Source organism: Pseudomonas emilianonis (genome assembly GCF_023072625.1).
Taxonomy (GTDB): Bacteria; Pseudomonadota; Gammaproteobacteria; order Pseudomonadales; family Pseudomonadaceae; genus Aquipseudomonas; species Aquipseudomonas paraveronii.
Window position 1 is genome coordinate 1 of sequence record NZ_JAKNRV010000005.1, and the last position, 16,989, is coordinate 16,989.

Annotated in this window: 21 protein-coding genes, 1 tRNA gene and 2 pseudogenes; 13 read left to right on the forward strand and 11 right to left on the reverse strand. The window is 58.0% G+C overall.

Annotated elements, in window-relative coordinates:
* From L9Z73_RS01205 to L9Z73_RS01215, 3 genes and pseudogenes are all read right to left on the reverse strand, one after another.
* Positions 1-123: pseudogene (locus tag L9Z73_RS01205) on the reverse strand (ABC transporter permease); the annotation flags it as partial.
* Between the two features lies 1 nt (position 124).
* Positions 125-877 (reverse strand): annotated as a pseudogene (locus L9Z73_RS01210) (helicase-related protein); the annotation flags it as partial.
* Between the two features lie 172 nt (positions 878-1,049).
* Positions 1,050-1,670 (reverse strand): hypothetical protein, encoded by a 621-nt coding sequence (locus L9Z73_RS01215; RefSeq protein WP_247395766.1) that lies wholly within the window; start codon positions 1,668-1,670, stop codon positions 1,050-1,052.
* A gap of 154 nt (positions 1,671-1,824) precedes the next feature.
* Here L9Z73_RS01215 and L9Z73_RS01220 point away from each other — a divergent pair, with 154 nt between their 5' ends.
* The 4 genes from L9Z73_RS01220 to L9Z73_RS01235 all read left to right on the forward strand — a co-directional run bounded on the left by L9Z73_RS01220 (position 1,825) and on the right by L9Z73_RS01235 (position 4,342).
* Positions 1,825-2,691, forward strand: a complete 867-nt coding sequence (locus L9Z73_RS01220; protein ID WP_247395767.1) for an ATP-binding protein — start codon at positions 1,825-1,827, stop codon at positions 2,689-2,691.
* Positions 2,688-3,323, forward strand: coding sequence for a hypothetical protein (locus L9Z73_RS01225; RefSeq protein WP_247395768.1), 636 nt, complete (start codon positions 2,688-2,690; stop codon positions 3,321-3,323). Before L9Z73_RS01220 ends, L9Z73_RS01225 begins: the two co-directional genes overlap by 4 nt.
* An 89-nt stretch (positions 3,324-3,412) precedes the next feature.
* Positions 3,413-3,724, forward strand: coding sequence for a hypothetical protein (locus L9Z73_RS01230; RefSeq protein ID WP_247395769.1), 312 nt, complete (start codon positions 3,413-3,415; stop codon positions 3,722-3,724).
* A 57-nt stretch (positions 3,725-3,781) separates the two neighbouring features.
* A complete protein-coding gene (locus L9Z73_RS01235) occupies positions 3,782-4,342 on the forward strand; it encodes a hypothetical protein (RefSeq protein WP_247395770.1) in 561 nt (186 codons plus the stop codon).
* Positions 4,343-4,346: 4 nt separating this feature from the next.
* Here the strand turns inward: L9Z73_RS01235 and L9Z73_RS01240 are convergent, their stop codons facing one another.
* Positions 4,347-4,565 (reverse strand): hypothetical protein, encoded by a 219-nt coding sequence (locus L9Z73_RS01240; protein WP_247395771.1) that lies wholly within the window; start codon positions 4,563-4,565, stop codon positions 4,347-4,349.
* Between the two features lie 87 nt (positions 4,566-4,652).
* On the opposite strand from L9Z73_RS01240, the gene L9Z73_RS01245 reads away from it, so the two are divergent.
* On the forward strand, positions 4,653-5,165 hold the full coding sequence (locus L9Z73_RS01245) for an HNH endonuclease (RefSeq protein ID WP_247395772.1): 513 nt from the start codon (positions 4,653-4,655) through the stop codon (positions 5,163-5,165).
* Positions 5,166-5,212: 47 nt separating this feature from the next.
* The gene (locus L9Z73_RS01250; protein ID WP_247395774.1) at positions 5,213-7,282 is read left to right on the forward strand and encodes a DNA cytosine methyltransferase; all 2,070 of its coding nucleotides are present in this window, start codon (positions 5,213-5,215) and stop codon (positions 7,280-7,282) included.
* Here the strand turns inward: L9Z73_RS01250 and L9Z73_RS01255 are convergent.
* Positions 7,254-7,946 (reverse strand): hypothetical protein, encoded by a 693-nt coding sequence (locus tag L9Z73_RS01255; protein WP_247395776.1) that lies wholly within the window; start codon positions 7,944-7,946, stop codon positions 7,254-7,256. The genes L9Z73_RS01250 and L9Z73_RS01255 overlap by 29 nt on opposite strands.
* 33 nt (positions 7,947-7,979) lie before the next feature.
* Here L9Z73_RS01255 and L9Z73_RS01260 point away from each other — a divergent pair, with 33 nt between their 5' ends.
* Positions 7,980-8,312, forward strand: coding sequence for a DUF4406 domain-containing protein (locus L9Z73_RS01260; protein WP_247395777.1), 333 nt, complete (start codon positions 7,980-7,982; stop codon positions 8,310-8,312).
* A 207-nt stretch (positions 8,313-8,519) separates the two neighbouring features.
* Here L9Z73_RS01260 and L9Z73_RS01265 read toward each other — a convergent pair whose 3' ends face one another.
* Positions 8,520-9,119 (reverse strand): hypothetical protein, encoded by a 600-nt coding sequence (locus tag L9Z73_RS01265; RefSeq protein WP_247395778.1) that lies wholly within the window; start codon positions 9,117-9,119, stop codon positions 8,520-8,522.
* Positions 9,120-9,227: 108 nt separating this feature from the next.
* Here L9Z73_RS01265 and L9Z73_RS01270 point away from each other — a divergent pair, with 108 nt between their 5' ends.
* From L9Z73_RS01270 to L9Z73_RS01295, 6 genes are read left to right on the forward strand one after another with little or no spacing between them, the layout of a single operon-like run.
* Positions 9,228-9,653 carry a hypothetical protein gene (locus tag L9Z73_RS01270; RefSeq protein WP_247395779.1) on the forward strand — a complete coding sequence of 142 codons (426 nt, stop codon included), beginning with the start codon at positions 9,228-9,230 and terminating at the stop codon, positions 9,651-9,653.
* A gap of 49 nt (positions 9,654-9,702) precedes the next feature.
* A complete protein-coding gene (locus L9Z73_RS01275) occupies positions 9,703-9,948 on the forward strand; it encodes a hypothetical protein (RefSeq protein ID WP_247395780.1) in 246 nt (81 codons plus the stop codon).
* Positions 9,945-10,691: a hypothetical protein gene (locus L9Z73_RS01280; RefSeq protein WP_247395781.1), complete on the forward strand. Its 747-nt coding sequence runs from the start codon at positions 9,945-9,947 to the stop codon at positions 10,689-10,691. The genes L9Z73_RS01275 and L9Z73_RS01280 overlap by 4 nt, the downstream gene beginning before the upstream one ends.
* 49 nt (positions 10,692-10,740) lie before the next feature.
* Positions 10,741-11,121 (forward strand): hypothetical protein, encoded by a 381-nt coding sequence (locus tag L9Z73_RS01285; protein WP_247395782.1) that lies wholly within the window; start codon positions 10,741-10,743, stop codon positions 11,119-11,121.
* A gap of 41 nt (positions 11,122-11,162) precedes the next feature.
* Entirely contained in the window at positions 11,163-11,579 is a 417-nt protein-coding gene (locus L9Z73_RS01290; protein WP_247395783.1) for a hypothetical protein, read from the forward strand.
* On the forward strand, positions 11,480-12,631 hold the full coding sequence (locus tag L9Z73_RS01295) for a tyrosine-type recombinase/integrase (RefSeq protein WP_247395829.1): 1,152 nt from the start codon (positions 11,480-11,482) through the stop codon (positions 12,629-12,631). Before L9Z73_RS01290 ends, L9Z73_RS01295 begins: the two co-directional genes overlap by 100 nt.
* Before the next feature lie 82 nt (positions 12,632-12,713).
* Here L9Z73_RS01295 and L9Z73_RS01300 read toward each other — a convergent pair.
* From L9Z73_RS01300 to pheS, 5 genes are all read right to left on the reverse strand, one after another.
* Positions 12,714-12,790: transfer RNA gene (locus tag L9Z73_RS01300), tRNA-Pro, on the reverse strand.
* A 90-nt stretch (positions 12,791-12,880) separates the two neighbouring features.
* A complete protein-coding gene (locus L9Z73_RS01305; protein WP_003174972.1) occupies positions 12,881-13,237 on the reverse strand; it encodes a MerR family transcriptional regulator in 357 nt (118 codons plus the stop codon).
* Positions 13,218-13,520: an integration host factor subunit alpha gene (gene ihfA, locus L9Z73_RS01310; RefSeq protein ID WP_002553164.1), complete on the reverse strand. Its 303-nt coding sequence runs from the start codon at positions 13,518-13,520 to the stop codon at positions 13,218-13,220. The genes L9Z73_RS01305 and ihfA overlap by 20 nt, the downstream gene beginning before the upstream one ends.
* A 3-nt stretch (positions 13,521-13,523) precedes the next feature.
* Entirely contained in the window at positions 13,524-15,902 is a 2,379-nt protein-coding gene (gene pheT / locus L9Z73_RS01315; protein ID WP_247395784.1) for a phenylalanine--tRNA ligase subunit beta, read from the reverse strand.
* A 26-nt stretch (positions 15,903-15,928) separates the two neighbouring features.
* A complete protein-coding gene (pheS, locus tag L9Z73_RS01320) occupies positions 15,929-16,945 on the reverse strand; it encodes a phenylalanine--tRNA ligase subunit alpha (protein ID WP_247395785.1) in 1,017 nt (338 codons plus the stop codon).
* Between the last annotated feature and the right edge of the window lie 44 nt (positions 16,946-16,989).

Consider the following 16,989-nt stretch of genomic DNA (forward strand, 5'->3'; position numbering starts at 1 on the left):
TTTGATCAACAGACCGAAGCTGCCGCCAATGCCGCCCCGGCCGAGCAAGGCGTGGAACAGGAAAATCGTCGAGCGGCCGAGCACTTCGATGATGTCGATGCCGGAGCGACCGAAAAGGCGCACCTTCGCTGTACAGGCGGATGCAAATCCCCGGCTCGACCCGGCCGCACCGGCCTTTACGCTGGTTGGCGCTGGCCTGGGAGATCGCCTCGATGGGCAGACGCTGCACCTTGGCGCGGTAGCTGTAGCGGCTGATGCGCGCGGTGCCGCTGTCGATCACATAACGAATGCCCGGTACGGTCAGCGAGGTTTCCGCGACGTTGGTCGCCAGCACCACGCGCCGGCCGGGGTGGGACTGAAAAATGCGCTGCTGTTCGGCCGGTGACAGGCGCGCGTACAGCGGCAAAATCTCGGTGTGCTTGAGCTGGGCCTTGCGCAGCATGTCGGCGGCGTCGCGAATCTCGCGCTCGCCCGGCAGGAACACCAGCACGTCGCCAGGGCTGCGCCGTTCGCTGCGTTCATAGGCGGCGATTTCATCGAGAGTGGCGAGGATCGCCTGGTCGACGGTCAAGTCGTCCTCGACGCGGTTGCCCTCCTCGTCCTGTTCCAGGGTCAGCGGGCGGTACCAAGTGTCCACCGGGAAAGTACGCCCCGACACCTCGACAATCGGCGCATCGTCGAAATGCTTGGAAAAGCGCTCCAGATCGATGGTCGCCGAGGTGATGATGACTTTCAGGTCCGGGCGACGCGGCAGCAGGGTTTTCAGGTAGCCGAGCAGGAAGTCGATGTTCAGGCTGCGTTCGTGGGCTTCGTCGACGATGATCGTGTCGTAGCGTTCGAGGTAGCGGTCGTTCTGGGTTTCCGCCAGCAGGAAGCCCGGGCAGCCGATACCGCGCACAAATCGAAAGTCATGGGCGCCGCCAAGGTCGCAATCATGTCGATGAACGTGACCGAGGAACTGGCCAAGGCCCTGGTCATGAAGATCTATCGAGGCGAAGTCCCGAACATCACGATCAGCTTTTGAGGCGCCCATGAACACAAATCCACGCCTATCCGCCCAGCTTGATTGGATGAAGGTAGGCGCCTTCTCGCCTGAGCAATTCACCGGCGAACAGCGCAAAGAGTACGAAGACGAAGCCCGCCGCATTCAGCGGCAGTGGGATAACCAACCAAACTGAGGAACTCAAATGTTCAAGAAAGCCGAACGCAAGCAGGCCGCTGCCGGGGATAAATTCGGGCGGCTCACGCTGGTCGAGCCGTGCGGCCTGGTCGGTGGGCGGCCAGGATGGAAATGCACTTGCGACTGCGGTTCGGTCGCCAACATCCGACGCAATCGCTTGGTGAGCGGCCACACGAAGTCGTGCGGGTGCATCAACAAGGAAGGCAATGCCACAAAGCATGGGAATAGGCGGAGAAGCGGCATGACGCCGACCTACGTTTCTTGGTGCGCAATGAGTCAGCGATGCAACGACCCTGGGCGTGATGGATTCGCCGGATATGGCGGGGCTGGCATAACTGTGTGTGATCGATGGAAGTCGTTCTCTGCATTCCTTGAAGACATGGGTGAGCGCCCAGAAGGTACGACCATCGACAGGGTCGACGGAAAACTCGGTTATCAGCCGGGAAACTGCCGGTGGGCTACCGACATCGAGCAGGCGAACAACAAGCATACAAACCGGACATATCGCGCCGGTGATACAGAGCGAACCCTAAAGGAATGGTCGGAGATCAGCGGGATACCGGCCTCATGCATACATAAACGAATCAACAAGCTGGGCTGGCCAGTAGAGGCCGCCATCAGCACGCCATCAAGGGGTAATCGTCATGTTCAAGAAAGCTGAGCGCAAACAAGCAAAACTTCGTTTAGCGCTTGCTGGGCCATCTGGATCAGGTAAAACCTACTCAGCCCTACTCCTTGCCATGGGCCTTGGCGGGCGTATCGCGGTGATCGACACTGAACACGGCAGCGCCTCGCTGTACGCCGACCTTGTCGACTTCGATGCGATGGAGTTGCACGCGCCCTACTCACCTGAGCGCTACATCGACGCAATCACTACGGCAGAGCAAGCCGGGTACGAAACACTGATCATCGACAGCTATTCGCACGAGTGGACCGGCTCCGGCGGGTGTCTGGAGCAGAACGAGACCGTGGCCCACCAGAAATTCCGGGGCAACACTTGGGCGGCCTGGAACGAGACCACGCCGCGTCACCGGAAGCTGACGGACAAGATCCTGACCAGCTCGATGCACATCATCTGCACCATGCGTAGCAAGACGGAGACCGTCCAGGGTGAGGGCAAGAAGATCCTCAAACTGGGCATGAAGTCCGAGCAGCGCGACGGCACCGACTACGAGTTTACGGTTGTGCTGGACCTCACCCACGACGGGCATACCGCTACCGCCAGCAAGGACCGGACGAAGCTGTTCGACCAGCCTGAGCTGATCAGCGCCGACACTGGGCGGCGCCTGCTGGTCTGGCTGAATTCTGGGATCAGCCCGGAGGAGCGCGCCAAGGAACTGCTGGTGGATGCGATCGCCGATATCCGTCAAGCAGTGGACATGGCTGCGCTGGAGTCGGCCTATAACGCTGGGCGCGTAATTGTCCACGGTTTCGACAACCTCAAGCCTGCACTGGTCGCCGCCAAGGAGATCCGCAAGGCTGAACTGAACAAAGCGAGGCAGTCAGCATGATCAGCAACCACCTAGGCATGGTCGAGGCTCTTCGGCCAGCATCGAACGAACTGGCTCACAACATCGAGGCCTTCTTGAGTAAAGGAGGGACTATCCAGGTACTGGAAGTGGTTGTTAAGCCGCCACCTGCCAGGCATCACCCAGAACCGAAGCCAAGAAAGGAAAAGGCCCGAGCGTGCATCGCGGAGCCAGTCAAGTTCCTGGACAAAATGGCGCTCCGGGACATCGAGCGCGATGAAAGGAGGGTCATGCGCGAGAAAGCCAAAGCGGATGAACTGGAGTACATCAGAGGGCTGGCCGAGACCATGACCTATACCCAGGCTATCCTGAGAACCGGCATGCACATACGGTCATTGCAGCGGCTTGCACAGCTTGGCGGATTCAAATTCCAGCCAGCAGATACGCGAGGCAAGAAGGATCTTCGGTTTGTCGATGAAGAGCGTGACGCCAGAAACGCCACACTGATCCGCGAACTCTTGGCGCGAGGCTTCAGCAGGAATCAGGCGCGAGAAAGCATCCAGACCAACCGGAAAAACTTCGAACGGTTACTGGATAAGTTCGATATCGACTATCCGAAGGCAACCAAAGGCCCGGCGCCGGCATTCTTCCCTAAGCAAGCCCATTCGGCGTGACCAATTCATGCGCCGCATAGCCCGCTCCCAGCAACGCAAACGTCAAACCTGGCTCGCACTGCCGGCCAGCGGAATAGAAGAGGTAGGCCATGGCTGCAACTCAACAGCAGCGATCTGCAAAGAGCGCGGCGAAACGCAAGGAGCTTGGCGAGGAAGAACTCCGGCACCGGGTGCGAACTGGCGACAAGCAGATGCTTGCCGACCTCATGGCCTGGACTGAAGACACTGAGCAGGCATCGGTAATCGCTGGATGCCTTCGCTACGTGCACTCGCTCGGCAAGGACGGCGCAGCAGAAGCACTTCGTTCGCGCCACAAAATCGAAGTTAAAGAAAACGTGGCGGCAGAACTCTACGCCATCGGCCAGCGCCAAGCATCACGGCTCGACGCCGAAGAAGCATAACCCGCCCTACTCGCTGCATCCGGTAACCGGAGGGCGGCGCCTGACTGGAGATAACCCATGAGCAACTACATGTACAAGACCACCGCCCCGGCCGTGGTTGCCGCCGTCATCGCCTGGGATGCCAAGCGCTCAGCCTGGAATACACAGCGCGCCAAGCTGGGCCAGGTGTTCGGCGGAGAAACATCTCCGATGCGCTCGGGCAGCCGCAGTTATGTCGGCGGAGTGAAACTCAGTGCAAGCCGGGATCTTGACGTGCATTGGTGTCGCCCCGACCAGTACGGCTACCGCGCTCTTCGGTCCAGCGCCAAGCCAGCGAAAGGCACCTCGAAAGAAGATCGCGCCGCGCAGGTCGTCGAGCACGAGCGCTTGAGCACGTTGTGGAAGGAGCATTGCCCTGCGAGCATTGATCAGGACGAAGCATGGGAAGCGATGGGCCTGAACCCTGGAGCCCTGTGGCTGGGCGGCGGCGTATTCTTTGAGTTGGACGGTGCGGTCTATTTGAACCTGGGCATCCGGCTTGAGACCGGCGTCGAGCAGATTGAAGGCGCTGCCGAGATCCTCGGCAGCGAGTTTGAAGCAGCGCGACAGCAGGTGTTAGGCCAGCGTAACGCCGCTTGAATTGTTACTCCGGCCTGGATAGCACCAGCGCATGTGCATCACTGATCTCTTGCGCCGCCTGACGCCCATATTCGTTGCTGGCAATTTGATAAGGGCTGCCGCTATCGATGATGTATATGCCAGCCTTTTCAATGATCTTTCTGACGTCCGCACCGCTTGTTTCGGCGGCTGCAATTATAGCGACGAGCGCCTGCTCCAATGCGACTTCACGATCTGTAGGCATCTGTCTCTCTCCTTGATCCGGCTCCATGCCGGTCACCCGTAATACCCCATATCAAACCAGAGTTCCACTACCCCACTCGGTGACGACATGCCTGATATGTACTCAGAGCAGCACACACGGCTGCTCAAAGAAAAGATCGCCTACGACCCAGAGACCGGCTTGTTCACTTGGAAGGTTGATCATTGCCGCCGCAAGACAGGCGAAGTGGCTGGCTCGATAAAACCTGATGGCTACGTCTACCTGAAGCTCCACGGGCAAACCTACGGCGCTCATCGGGTTGCATGGATGCTGATCACAGGGTTATGGCCGGAAGGCCCGATTGACCATCGAGACGGCGACCGTAGCAACAACCGACAGACAAACTTGAGGTCCGCCACGAGGGCGCAGAACAACGCGAATGTGCCTGGCCGAGGCGCGTCAGGGCTGAAAGGCGTGTGTTACAGCAAGGCGGACCGTAAGTGGAAGGCTCAACTCTGTATCAATGGAAAGCAGACATGCCTGGGATATTTCCATACTCCCGAGCAGGCGCACGCGGCATACCAATCAGCAGCCAATCAGCACCAGGGCGAGTTTTCGCACCACCGCTCACGAACAATCTGAACACAAAATCCCCTAAAACGAATCACGCCAGCCGGCGAGGATCCCCTATGTCCGCACAACAGAAGAAACACCCCTTCGATTTCAAAACCCAATACGGACTCGGCTTCAACCCTCAGGACGATGAGATCGTTGTCGACTTCTTCTGTGGTGGTGGCGGCGCTGGTACCGGCCTAGAAATTGGCCTGGGCCGCGCGGTGAACGTGGCGAAGAACCACAGCCCTCAGGCGATCAGCATGCACACCGTGAATCACCCAGGCGCCCAGCACTTCACCACCGACGTGTTCGAGGGTGATCCGGACACCGAGTGCGGTGGCAGGGCCGTGGGCTGGTTCCACATGTCGCCGGACTGCACGCACCACTCCCAGGCCGCCGGCGGCCAGCCGCGCAAGCGCGAGATCCGCAACCTGTCGTGGATCGGCCTCAAGTGGGCAGGCATGAAGCGCCCCCGGGTGATCAGCCTGGAAAACGTGAAACAGATCCTGCAATGGGGCCGCTTGATAGCCAAGCGTGACAAGGCCACCGGCCGCGTGGTGAAACTCGGCGGCGAGATTGCAGCACCTGGTGAAGTTGTGCCGGTGGGCCAGCAGTTCCTGATCCCTGACCCGAAGCAGCGCGGCCGCACTTGGCGCCGTTTCGTGGCCCTGCTGGAAGGCATGGGCTATGTCGTTGAGTGGAGGGTTATCAGGGCGTGCGACTTCGGCGCGCCGACCAGCCGGGAACGCCTGTTCATGATTGCCCGGTGCGACGGCCAGCCGATTGTGTGGCCGGAGCCGACGCACGCCAAGAACCCAGCCAAAGGCCAGCAGAAGTGGAAAACAGCCGCTGACTGCATCGACTTCAGCGACCTGGGCAAAAGCATCTTCGGCCGCAAGAAGGACCTGGCCCCGGCCACCCTGCGCCGCGTAGCCAAGGGCATGAAGAAGTTCGTTATCGACAGCGCGGCCCCGTTCATTGTGCCGATAGCCAACTGGTCAGGGGAGACGGTGCAGTCGGCCGGCGAACCACTGCGCACCATCACCTCCTACCCAAAGGGCGGAGCCTTCTCGGTGGTCAGCCCGATCATTGCCCCGGCAACACACCAGGGCAGCGATCGCATCAATGACCCGCTTGACCCGTTGCCGACAGTCACCTGCGCGAACCGCGGGGAACTGACGCTGATCAGCCCCGTGATGGTTACCGCTGCCCACGGCGAAGGGAAGCCGGGAGGCGTTCAGCGCTGGGGAGACGGTTGCAAATCCTCTGCTGACCCGTTGGGCACCGTCACAGCAAGCGGCGGGCACTCGATCGCATCAGCACACCTCGTGAAGTTTCGATTCAACGACGCGGGCAAGGCGCTGGATGAGCCGCTGCCGACCATCACCAGCGGCGGCAACTATCAGCGCCCGGCCGGTGCCGCTCACGCCATGGGAATATCCACGGTGTTCATGGCGCAGATGAATGGCGGCTTCAACACCACCGACGCAAAGAGCATCGAAGACCCGATGACCACGGTGACCAACACCGGCAGCCAGCAACAGATGGTGGCGGCGAACCTGGTGCACTTGCGCGGCAACTGCGATGCCAGGGACGTAAATGATCCGCTGCACACCATCAGCGCCGGCGGCCAGCACCACGGGTTAGCCAGCGCATTCATGGAGCGGGCATTCGGCGGCAGTGTTGGCCAGGGCCTGGACGATCCGGCACCGACCATCACCGCCGGTGGCGGCGGCAAGAGTTCCTTGGTGTCGCTCACCCTGTCGCCCGAACACGAAGCCGGTGCACTTCGGGTCGCTGCTTTCCTGATCAGCTACTACGGCACCGAGAACACTAGCGCTTGTGACTCACCAGCACCGACCATCACCACCAAGGATCGCCTCGCAATGGTCACCGTAATGGTGAAAGGCACGCCATACGTGATCGTCGACATCTGCCTGCGGATGCTGAAGCCGTCGGAACTGTACAAGGCCCAGGGCTTCCCGGCCGACTACATCATCACCCACGGCGCGGACGGAAAGCCGTTCACCAAGACCCAGCAGGTGCACATGTGCGGCAACAGCGTCAGCCCACCGCCGATGGCAGCACTGGCCAGGGCCAATGACCCTTGGAGGATCAGATCGGTGAACTCGCTGGCGGCTTAGTATCTTCCGGAAAATAAAAAACGCCTGTGAGATAGCTTTTGTTAATTTCAGGCGTATTTCCATTTATGAAAAGGTGTCGAATATCGTTCACATCGTCAGAAAACATTTTTATTCTGTCATTACCCTCACTTTTGAAGTGTGTTCTATGGCGCGGGACTGTAATCGCGATTCTGTATTCACTCTCAATCGAGTAAATATCCCTCTTATAAAACAAAATGCTATCCACGTCAGGAAACGCATCCGCCATTATTGCAGGATAATAACTTACATCTTTATGAATCACGGACATACCTTCAAATTTCTGAACAGCTATAGACAGAAAATGCAAAAGGTTCTCTAGGTCAATCTCTAAGCAGACATCAGCATTGAAGCGATCGAAAAGCACCTGATCATTAGGCTTACTACTAAGGCAAACACAATAACACCTGTCTACGGGCATACTTAGAACAGTACCTCCCACCATATCTGCCGGATTTATTTCCTTATCATTCACATAAAGCCTGAAATACTCTTTAGGTATTTCAAAAACCTTTGTACGCTCATCATCCCTTATTAACTCATTTTCCATTACTGAGTAATGAATTATATCGCTGAAACGCAGTCCAGACTTTCCTGAAATTATGTCACCAAGAAACTTCCTCTTCCCATAAAGATATTTTTTCACTTCCACTCCTTAGATTGAAACTGGAGGAACATCATGCCGTCAGGTGCATTTTGCAGCAAACGGATTTACCTCAGCGGCCCCATGACCGGCCTGCCCGGCCTCAACTTCGCCGCCTTCCACGCCATGACCACCAACCTGCGCGCCGGCGGCCACACCGTCACCAACCCCGCAGAACTGAACACAGACGGCGGCACCTGGAGCGACTGCATGCGCCGCGACATTGCAGCCCTGATGGACTGCGACACCGTGGCCACCCTGCCCGGCTGGGAGCATTCAAAGGGTGCGCGCCTGGAAGTCCTGATCGCCGAACGCCTCGGCATGACGGTTGTGAATGCCCATGATCTGGTGACGAGGGAGGCTGTATAACACAATCATTGTAATCATCTGTGTTAGTTGACCAACGCTACGACGGCACATCCGAGCAACTATCTATCGCTGAAACTGATGGTTCAAATATGGCCGCGATACACCGCCAACGCTGGATGACCAGTATGCTCACGAACTAGCATTCGGCGGGAGTGCTGGCTAGTATTGAAAGATTCGGTATCAATCACCAATTCCAATTAAACTGACCTATAAGGTTTTACCGTTATTTTTATTGAGCAGCCACGGATATGTGTTGACAAAACTCTCAAACAATACCGGCTGCGTCTTGTACAATTTTTGAAAATAGTCAAGACACCGGACACGTTTATCAGGATCAATCGCTGAATTAACTCCATCAGCCAAAGTTGCATTTGGCCCCATTTTAATTGCCTTATTTGCATTTATTGTTAGATCACGAAAGTCTCGATTGCTTTGCATCGCACAGGCATATAAAGCCTGACCAACTAATTTTCGCTCATTTTCATCAAGCCCTGACGGATCAGCATCTAGCTCTAAAAGCTTTTGAAAAAAGTCTACTTGAGCTTTTGACTGCTCGAAATCTAATGCAGGACTTGAACTAAAAACATCTATAATAGATACAACAGAAAAAGCTACACCGATGAGCGCAGACACCCATGAGACCGACGAAGCCCCAAACTCCCAGACAATAAACGAAACTGCAGATGACGCTCCAGCTATGAAGAATACCAAGGCAGACCAATAGCGAGCGTCATAAACTGCCATACCCCCTAGCACTAAGCCTGTCAAAAACAGAATCGCACCAACAACTAAACGCCAAGTACTCATCTTATCTCTACATCCATGTTTTTTTGAGCGAAGCAGCATAACTAGAAACACAAAATATTTCTAGATGTAAAACCTTCAACTAGCCGCTATAGCGGCCAAGGAACTGTCATGCCTGAACAAAAGATAACGTTCGTGAATGGCCTGCCCGCCAAGTGCGGCTGCAAGATGGAATTCAGCTCTGGCGGCGGGCACTACTCCGACGTGCTTTACGTCACTCCCTGCGAGGCGCACAGCGGCATCAAGCCGTTCGGGCCGGTCGAGGTGAAGCGCGATGCAGACGGCTGGTGGTATCACCCGAACATTCCGAGCTTTGGCGAAGGCGAAGACCCGGCGCCCTACATTGCCTGGGTCAAGGAACAGGGACTGGAACTGAAAGGCTGGCACTCTGGCGACGAGCTTGAGGATCTACCTGGCGAGGATGCCGCGTGCACCGCCTGGAATCCCGAATCGCCAGGCCCTGAGTGGTTCCTGATGGGGATCTTCGATACGGATGACGGCCCCTATGTGCAGTGGGCACGCCGGGTGACGCCATGATCGCCACCCTCTGGTTCGCCTACGTCTTCATCTACAAGGGGCCAAGGCCATGAATACCTATCGACACACCTTCGCAGCTGTCTGCCCTTCCGACGGAGAAACGATCATCTACCGCCTTGAGTTGCGGTCGATCACCATGATTCACGTCGAGCACATCAAGGCTGCAACAGCTCTGATCAAAAAGGGTTGGCACGAGCAGATCGCAGACCGCCTGGCTGAGTCCTTGGGCGGCGATCAAACCATCATCGCCACGCACCAGGGTGTCGAAATCGAAACAGTGAGGCTTAGCGGATGATCCATTACCACGGCTTGCCGATAACGCCAGAGACAGCCGCTGCAGCTGCGATTGGTGGTGGCCACGCCTTCGTGAGCTTCAGCGATCCCAGGCAACTCGCACTGGCGGCTCAAGTCTGCCAGTCGTTTGCCATCGACAACGGAGCGTTTTCCGCCTGGAAGCAAGGCAAACCGGTTACCGATTGGCAGCCGTTCTACCGCTGGGCGGCCGACGCAAAGCTGATCCCCGCCTGCGACTTCGCGGTGATACCTGATGTGATCGACGGGGACGAGGCCGCAAACGATGCACTGATCGAGGAATGGCCGCTGCCACGATGGTTTGGCGCACCCGTCTGGCACATGCACGAAAGCCTTGAACGCCTGGAGCGCCTAGCGAGCAGTTGGCCAAGGGTTTGCATCGGCAGCTCGGGCGACTATTCCCAGCCGGGCAGCGCCGCATGGTGGATGCAGATGAGCAAGGCAATGCGGGTGATCTGCGACGATGACGGAAGGCCTATGTGCAAGCTTCACGGTCTACGCATGCTTGACCCGGCAATCTTTGGCCATCTACCCCTATCCAGTGCGGACAGCACGAACATAGGACGGAATATCGGCATTGACCAGGCTTGGCGCGGCACGTACTCCCCGCCCACCAAAGAGGCGCGTGCGTCGGTAATGCGTAGCCGCATCGAGTCGCACAACTCTCCGGCCCGCTGGACTTACCAAATCCCAGAGCCTGCGCCAAAGCAAGGCGCACTGCTCTAACCCCAATCCCCCTACATGCCTGCCGGTGAACGGCGGGCGAGGTATTCCCATGCCTGAAATCAAATGCGAGTTCGGCCATAAGCAAAGCATCGGCACCGATGCCTGGGTCGAAACACTCACCTTGGACCAGATGAAATACGCCCGCGACCAAATGGCCGAGAAGATCAAGGCGGCCGAAGCCCAGCCAAAGCGCTGTGTTTGGCGCGTGTGCCGTGGCGGCCTCGCAGAGGGGAACTACCGCGAGGAAGACTTCGAGGACGCGGCCGATCATCTGGTGCGCATCTTCAAGGAGCGCTTCATCGAAGAAGCGAAGGCTTTCGTCGCTCACCACTACGGGACACTGCGATTCGAACGTGAGATCCCGCACCTCTCGGTCGAGCTGGTGAGCCAGTTCGAATACGACACTGAGTGGTTCCCCGCCAAACCCTAACCCACCTTCTGCCGCCCAGCGCGGCGCGGAGCAGTACCGCTATGGCAAACAAATCTGCCGCCCAGGTAGCGCCAATCCCGCCCCGATTCATACGGGCCGGTGATGCCTACGGCTACCTCGGCATGTGCCGGGACGAATTCAACAAGACGGTACGCCCTAACGTCCGCGAATTCCCCATTGGAAAACAGGGGGTAGGGTTTGATCGGTTGGAGCTTGACGCGTGGGCGGACGCCTACGTCGAGAGCAAGTCGATTGAAAAGGCGACCAATCAGGACAACAATCAGCCCCGCAGCGAGCGCCATGCGCGGGCCACAGGAGCAACGCCATGGCCCAAAAAGCAATCACCGGCCTCCAGCAAATGCCGAACGGCATCTGGAAGATCGACAAAAAATACAGAGGAGAGCGAATTCAAGAGAGTACTGGCACTTGTGACCGCGCCGAAGCAGAGCAGTACCTGATCCACAAGCTGGAGAAGTTGCGCCAGCAGAAGGTGTATGGCATTCGGCGGGTTAGGACCTGGCGGGAGGCGGCGACTCGCTTCCTGCTTGAAGTGAAGGATCAGGCATCCATCCATATTTCGGCGACCTATATGGAGCAGCTCGACCCGTTCATTGGCGACATGCCGCTGACTCACATTGATGACGATGCGCTTGCCCCATACGTGCGATCGAAGCTGAACCCGGCGACGGGCAAGCCGGTCACGAACAGGACTGTGAATATCGCGCTACAGCGGGTTATCCGGGTTTTGAACCTCTGCGCACGAAAGTGGCGAGATGAAGAGCGCCGACCATTACTCGACGTGGTTCCGATGATTTCTCTGCTGGATGAGAAGACGAACAGTCGGAAGCCCTACCCGCTTTCATGGGAAGAACAGTCGATCCTGTTCGCCGAGCTTCCGGCGCACCTTCAGACCATGGCAATGTTCAAGGTCAACACGGGGTGCCGGGAGCAGGAGGTTTGCAAGCTTCAGTGGAATTGGGAGATTGCCGTACCTGAGCTGGGAACGAGTGTGTTCCTGATACCGGCTGGATTTGGAGGAAGGAGCGCAAGGGCTGGAGTGAAGAACCGGGACGAGCGCCTGGTCGTGATGAATGACGTTGCCAAGTCAGTGATCGAGAAGCAGCGCGGCAAGCATCCGCTCTACGTGTTCCCGTTTGGCAAGCCAGATGGCGAGGGGAATGAAACTACGGTTCACCGCATGAACGACTCGGCCTGGAAGAAGGCGAGGATTCGGGCGGCGAAGAAGTGGCAGGAGAAGTTCTTGCGGCCGGCACATGACGGCTTTGCCAGAATCCGCATACACGACTTGAAGCACACCTTTGGGAGAAGGCTGCGTGCCGCTGGCGTGACAGAGGAGGATCGGAAAGCGCTGCTCGGCCACAAGAACGGAAGCATTACCAGCCACTACTCAGCGGCGGAACTGGATCAGCTAATTGCGGCGGCAAACAAGGTATCAGCAACCGACTCGCGCGCACCAGCGCTCACGATTCTGAAGAGGAGGGAAGCGTGAAGAAAAAGGCCAGGGTCACTTGGAAAGTCACTATGGCAGAAACAACAAAGCCGCTAAAAAGCGGCTAAGTCGTTGAAAAATATGGTCGGGACGGAGTGATTCGAACACTCGACCCCTAGCACCCCATGCTAGTGCGCTACCGGACTGCGCTACGCCCCGACTAGGCGTGTTACTGGGTTCGCTTCGCAACGAAGCTATCAGGAATATACCGCAAGCTTTTGAAATGTGGAAGTATTTTAAAAGCCTGAATCATTTCTTCAGAACCACCAGCACATCTTCGAGTTCGGAGATCATCTGGCGGATCAACTGCTTGTATTGGGTGGTGTCGTCTTTGGCTTCATCACCGGACATGCGCTGGCGCGCGCCGCTGATGGTGAACCCCTGGTCGTATAGCAATGCACGGATCTGTCGGATCATCAGCACATCCTGGCGCTGATAATACCGACGGTTCCCAGTGCGTTTGACGGGGTTGAGTTGAGGAAACTCCTGCTCCCAATAGCGCAGCACGTGCGGCTTTACCGCACAGAGCTCGCTGACTTCACCGATGGTGAAGTAGCGTTTGCCGGGGATGACGGGTAGCTCGTCGTTATGACTTGGTTCCAGCATAAGCCTCAACTCGGGCCTTCAACTTCTGCCCTGGACGAAAGGTGACCACACGGCGAGCCGTGATCGGGATTTCTTCTCCCGTTTTTGGATTGCGGCCAGGCCGCTGGCGTTTGTCCCGCAGGTCAAAATTGCCAAAACCGGACAATTTGACCTGTTCGTTGTCTTCCAGAGCGTGTCTGATTTCTTCAAAAAACAGCTCGACCAATTCCTTGGCCTCGCGCTTGTTCAGACCCAACTCTTCGTACAGACGTTCCGCCATCTCAGCTTTCGTCAAAGCCCCCATACGTCACTTCCTTAACGTGGCGTTTAACCTTTGTTCGAGCGATGTGAGGATATTTTGTGTCGTGGTATTCACCTCATCGTCATTAAGAGTGCGCGATGGATGCTGCCAGGTCAAGCCAACTGCAAGGCTTTTTCTATGCGGATCAATGCCTTTACCCTGATAGACGTCAAATAGCCTGAGGTCCGTCAGCCATTCGCCTGCATTTTCACGGATTACATCCAGAACAGCCGTGGCGGACACTTCGCGATCAGCGATCAACGCCAGGTCGCGACGTACTTCCGGGAAGCGCGACAGCTCGCTGAATTTCGGCATCTTGCCCGAAGCGACTTCGGCCAGGACCAGTTCGAAAACGAAGACCGGACGGTCGAGACCGAGGGTTTTCGACAGTTCCGGGTGAAGCGCGCCGACGAAGCCCACCAGGCGACCTTCGCGCTCGATACGCGCCGTCTGGCCCGGGTGCAGCGCCGGATGGCTGCCCGGCACGAACGTGAAGTCGTTCAGTGCTCCGGCAAAACCCAATACGGCTTCCACGTCAGCTTTAACGTCGAAGAAGTCCACCGCATCGCGGCCTTGGGCCCAACCTTCCGGCAAGCGGCTGCCGCAAACAACACCGGCGAGCATCGGCTCTTGCTTCAAGCCATCCAACTGCCCGACGAAACGCAGGCCACTCTCGAACATGCGCACGCGGTCTTGCTGGCGGTTCAGGTTGTGGGAAAGCGCTTTAACCAAGCCTGGCCACAACGACGAACGCATGGCGGCCATATCGTTGGAGATCGGGTTGGCCAACAACAGCGGCTCGACGCCTGGGTTGAACAGTTCGAACTGCTTGGGGTCGATGAAGCTGTAGGTCACCGCTTCCTGATAGCCACGGGCAACCAGCAGACGACGCAGTTCAGGCAGGTGTGCGCGCGCTTCAGCCTTGGGTTGCGGCGCCAGGCGCGCTTGCGGGTAGCGAACCGGCAGACGGTTGTAGCCGTAAAGACGGGCCAGTTCTTCGATCAGGTCGACTTCGAGGCTGATATCGAAGCGATGGCTTGGCACTTCAACGAGCCACTGCCCGGCTTCACCCGCAGCAATACCCAGGCCAAGGGCCGAAAGCAGACGCTCGATTTCAGCCGGCTCGATCACCAGGCCGAGCATCTGCTCAACACTTTTGGCGCGCAGGGTGATCGGTGCAATCGACGGCAGGTATTGTTCGCTGACGGTTTCAGTGATCGGGCCCGCCTCGCCACCGGTGATTTCCAGCAGCAGGCCAGTGGCGCGCTCCATGGCTTCACGCGCCAGTTTCCAGTCCACGCCACGCTCGTAGCGGTGCGACGCATCGGTGTGCAAGCCGTAGGAGCGGGCCTTGCCGGCAATGGCGATCTGGTCGAAGAACGCGCTCTCAAGGAAGATGTCACGCGTGGTTGCGGACACACCGCTGTGTTCGCCACCCATCACACCGGCAATTGCCAGGGCGCGGGAATGGTCAGCAATCACCAGGGTGTCGGCACGCAGGCTGACTTCCTGGCCGTCGAGCAGAACCAGCTTCTCGCCCTCTTCCGCCATACGCACACGGATGCCGCCATTGATTTCGGCGAGATCGAACGCGTGCAACGGCTGGCCGAGTTCAATCATCACATAGTTGGTGATATCGACGGCAGCGTCGATGCTGCGCACGTCGGCACGACGCAGGCGCTCAACCATCCACAGCGGCGTTGGCTTGGACAGGTCGACGTTACGGATCACACGCCCCAGGTAACGCGGGCAAGCGTTCGGTGCCAGCACTTCAATCGGGCGCACTTCATCATGCACCGCAGCGACTGCGGCAACCACCGGCCGGGTGACGGGAGCGTTGTACAGCGCGCCTACTTCACGAGCCAGGCCCGCCAGGGACAGGCAGTCGCCGCGGTTCGGGGTTAGGTCGACCTCGATGCTGGCGTCTTCCAGTTCCAGGTAGACACGAATGTCCTGGCCCACGGGCGCGTCTGCCGGCAGCTCCATCAGGCCGTCGTTACCCTCGCCCACCTGCAGCTCCGCCTGGGAGCACAGCATGCCGTTGGACTCAACGCCACGCAGCTTGGCCTTCTTGATCTTGAAATCGCCCGGCAGTTCGGCGCCGATCATGGCGAACGGAATCTTCAGGCCCGGGCGCACATTGGGCGCTCCGCACACGACCTGGAACGTCTCCGTGCCATTGCTGACCTGGCACACACGCAATTTATCGGCATCGGGGTGCTGCTCGGTGCTCAGCACCTCGCCCACGACCACACCGCTGAATACGCCGGCGGCCGGAGTAACGCTATCGACCTCAAGACCGGCCATCGACAGACGAGCAACCAGCTCGTCGCGACTTACCTGCGGGCTTACCCAGCCACGCAGCCATTGTTCACTGAATTTCATCCTGCTCTCCTAAAGATTCGTTACGACTAGCGAAATTGCGCGAGGAACCGCAAGTCGTTGTCGAAGAACAGACGCAAGTCGTTCACGCCGTAACGCAGCATGGCCAGACGCTCAACACCCATGCCGAAGGCAAAGCCCGAGAACTCTTCCGGGTCGATCCCGGACATGCGCAGCACGTTCGGGTGAACCATGCCGCAGCCCATCACTTCCAGCCAGCCGGTCTGCTTACAGACGCGGCAGCCTTTACCGCTGCACATCACGCATTCCATATCGACTTCGGCGGAAGGCTCGGTGAACGGGAAGAACGATGGACGGAAACGCACCGCCAGCTCTTTCTCGAAGAACACCCGCAGGAACTCTTCGATGGTGCCTTTGAGGTCGGCGAAATTGATATCGCGATCGACCAGCAGGCCTTCGACCTGGTGGAACATCGGCGAGTGGGTAATATCGGAGTCGCTGCGGTACACACGGCCTGGGCAGACAATACGGATCGGCGGCTTGTTCGCTTCCATGGTGCGGACCTGTACCGGCGAGGTATGGGTGCGCAACAGCATGTTCGCGTTGAAATAGAAGGTGTCGTGCATCGACCGGGCCGGGTGATGGCCTGGGATGTTGAGCGCCTCGAAGTTGTGATAGTCGTCTTCGACCTCAGGGCCTTCGGCGATGCCGTAGCCGATATGGGTGAAGAACTGCTCGATACGCTCCAGAGTCCGGGTGATCGGATGCAGGCCGCCCGAGGCCTGGCCACGGCCAGGCAAGGTCACGTCAATGGACTCGGCGGCGAGCTTGGCCGCAAGTTCGGCCTCCTCGAGCGACGCCTTTCGCGCATTGAGAACCTCTGTGACACGCTCCTTGGCGACGTTGATCAGCGCACCGACTTGCGGACGCTCTTCAGCCGGCAAATTCCCCAGGGTCTTCATCACCTGAGTCAATTCACCCTTTTTGCCAAGGTAGTGAACCCGGATTTGCTCCAGGGCATTGATATCTTCAGCGCTTTGCACAGCCTCAAGAGCTTGAGCGACGAGCGCGTCCAGGTTTTCCATGTACAGACTCCAGATACAAAATAGGGGAAGAGCTTGAAGGCTCT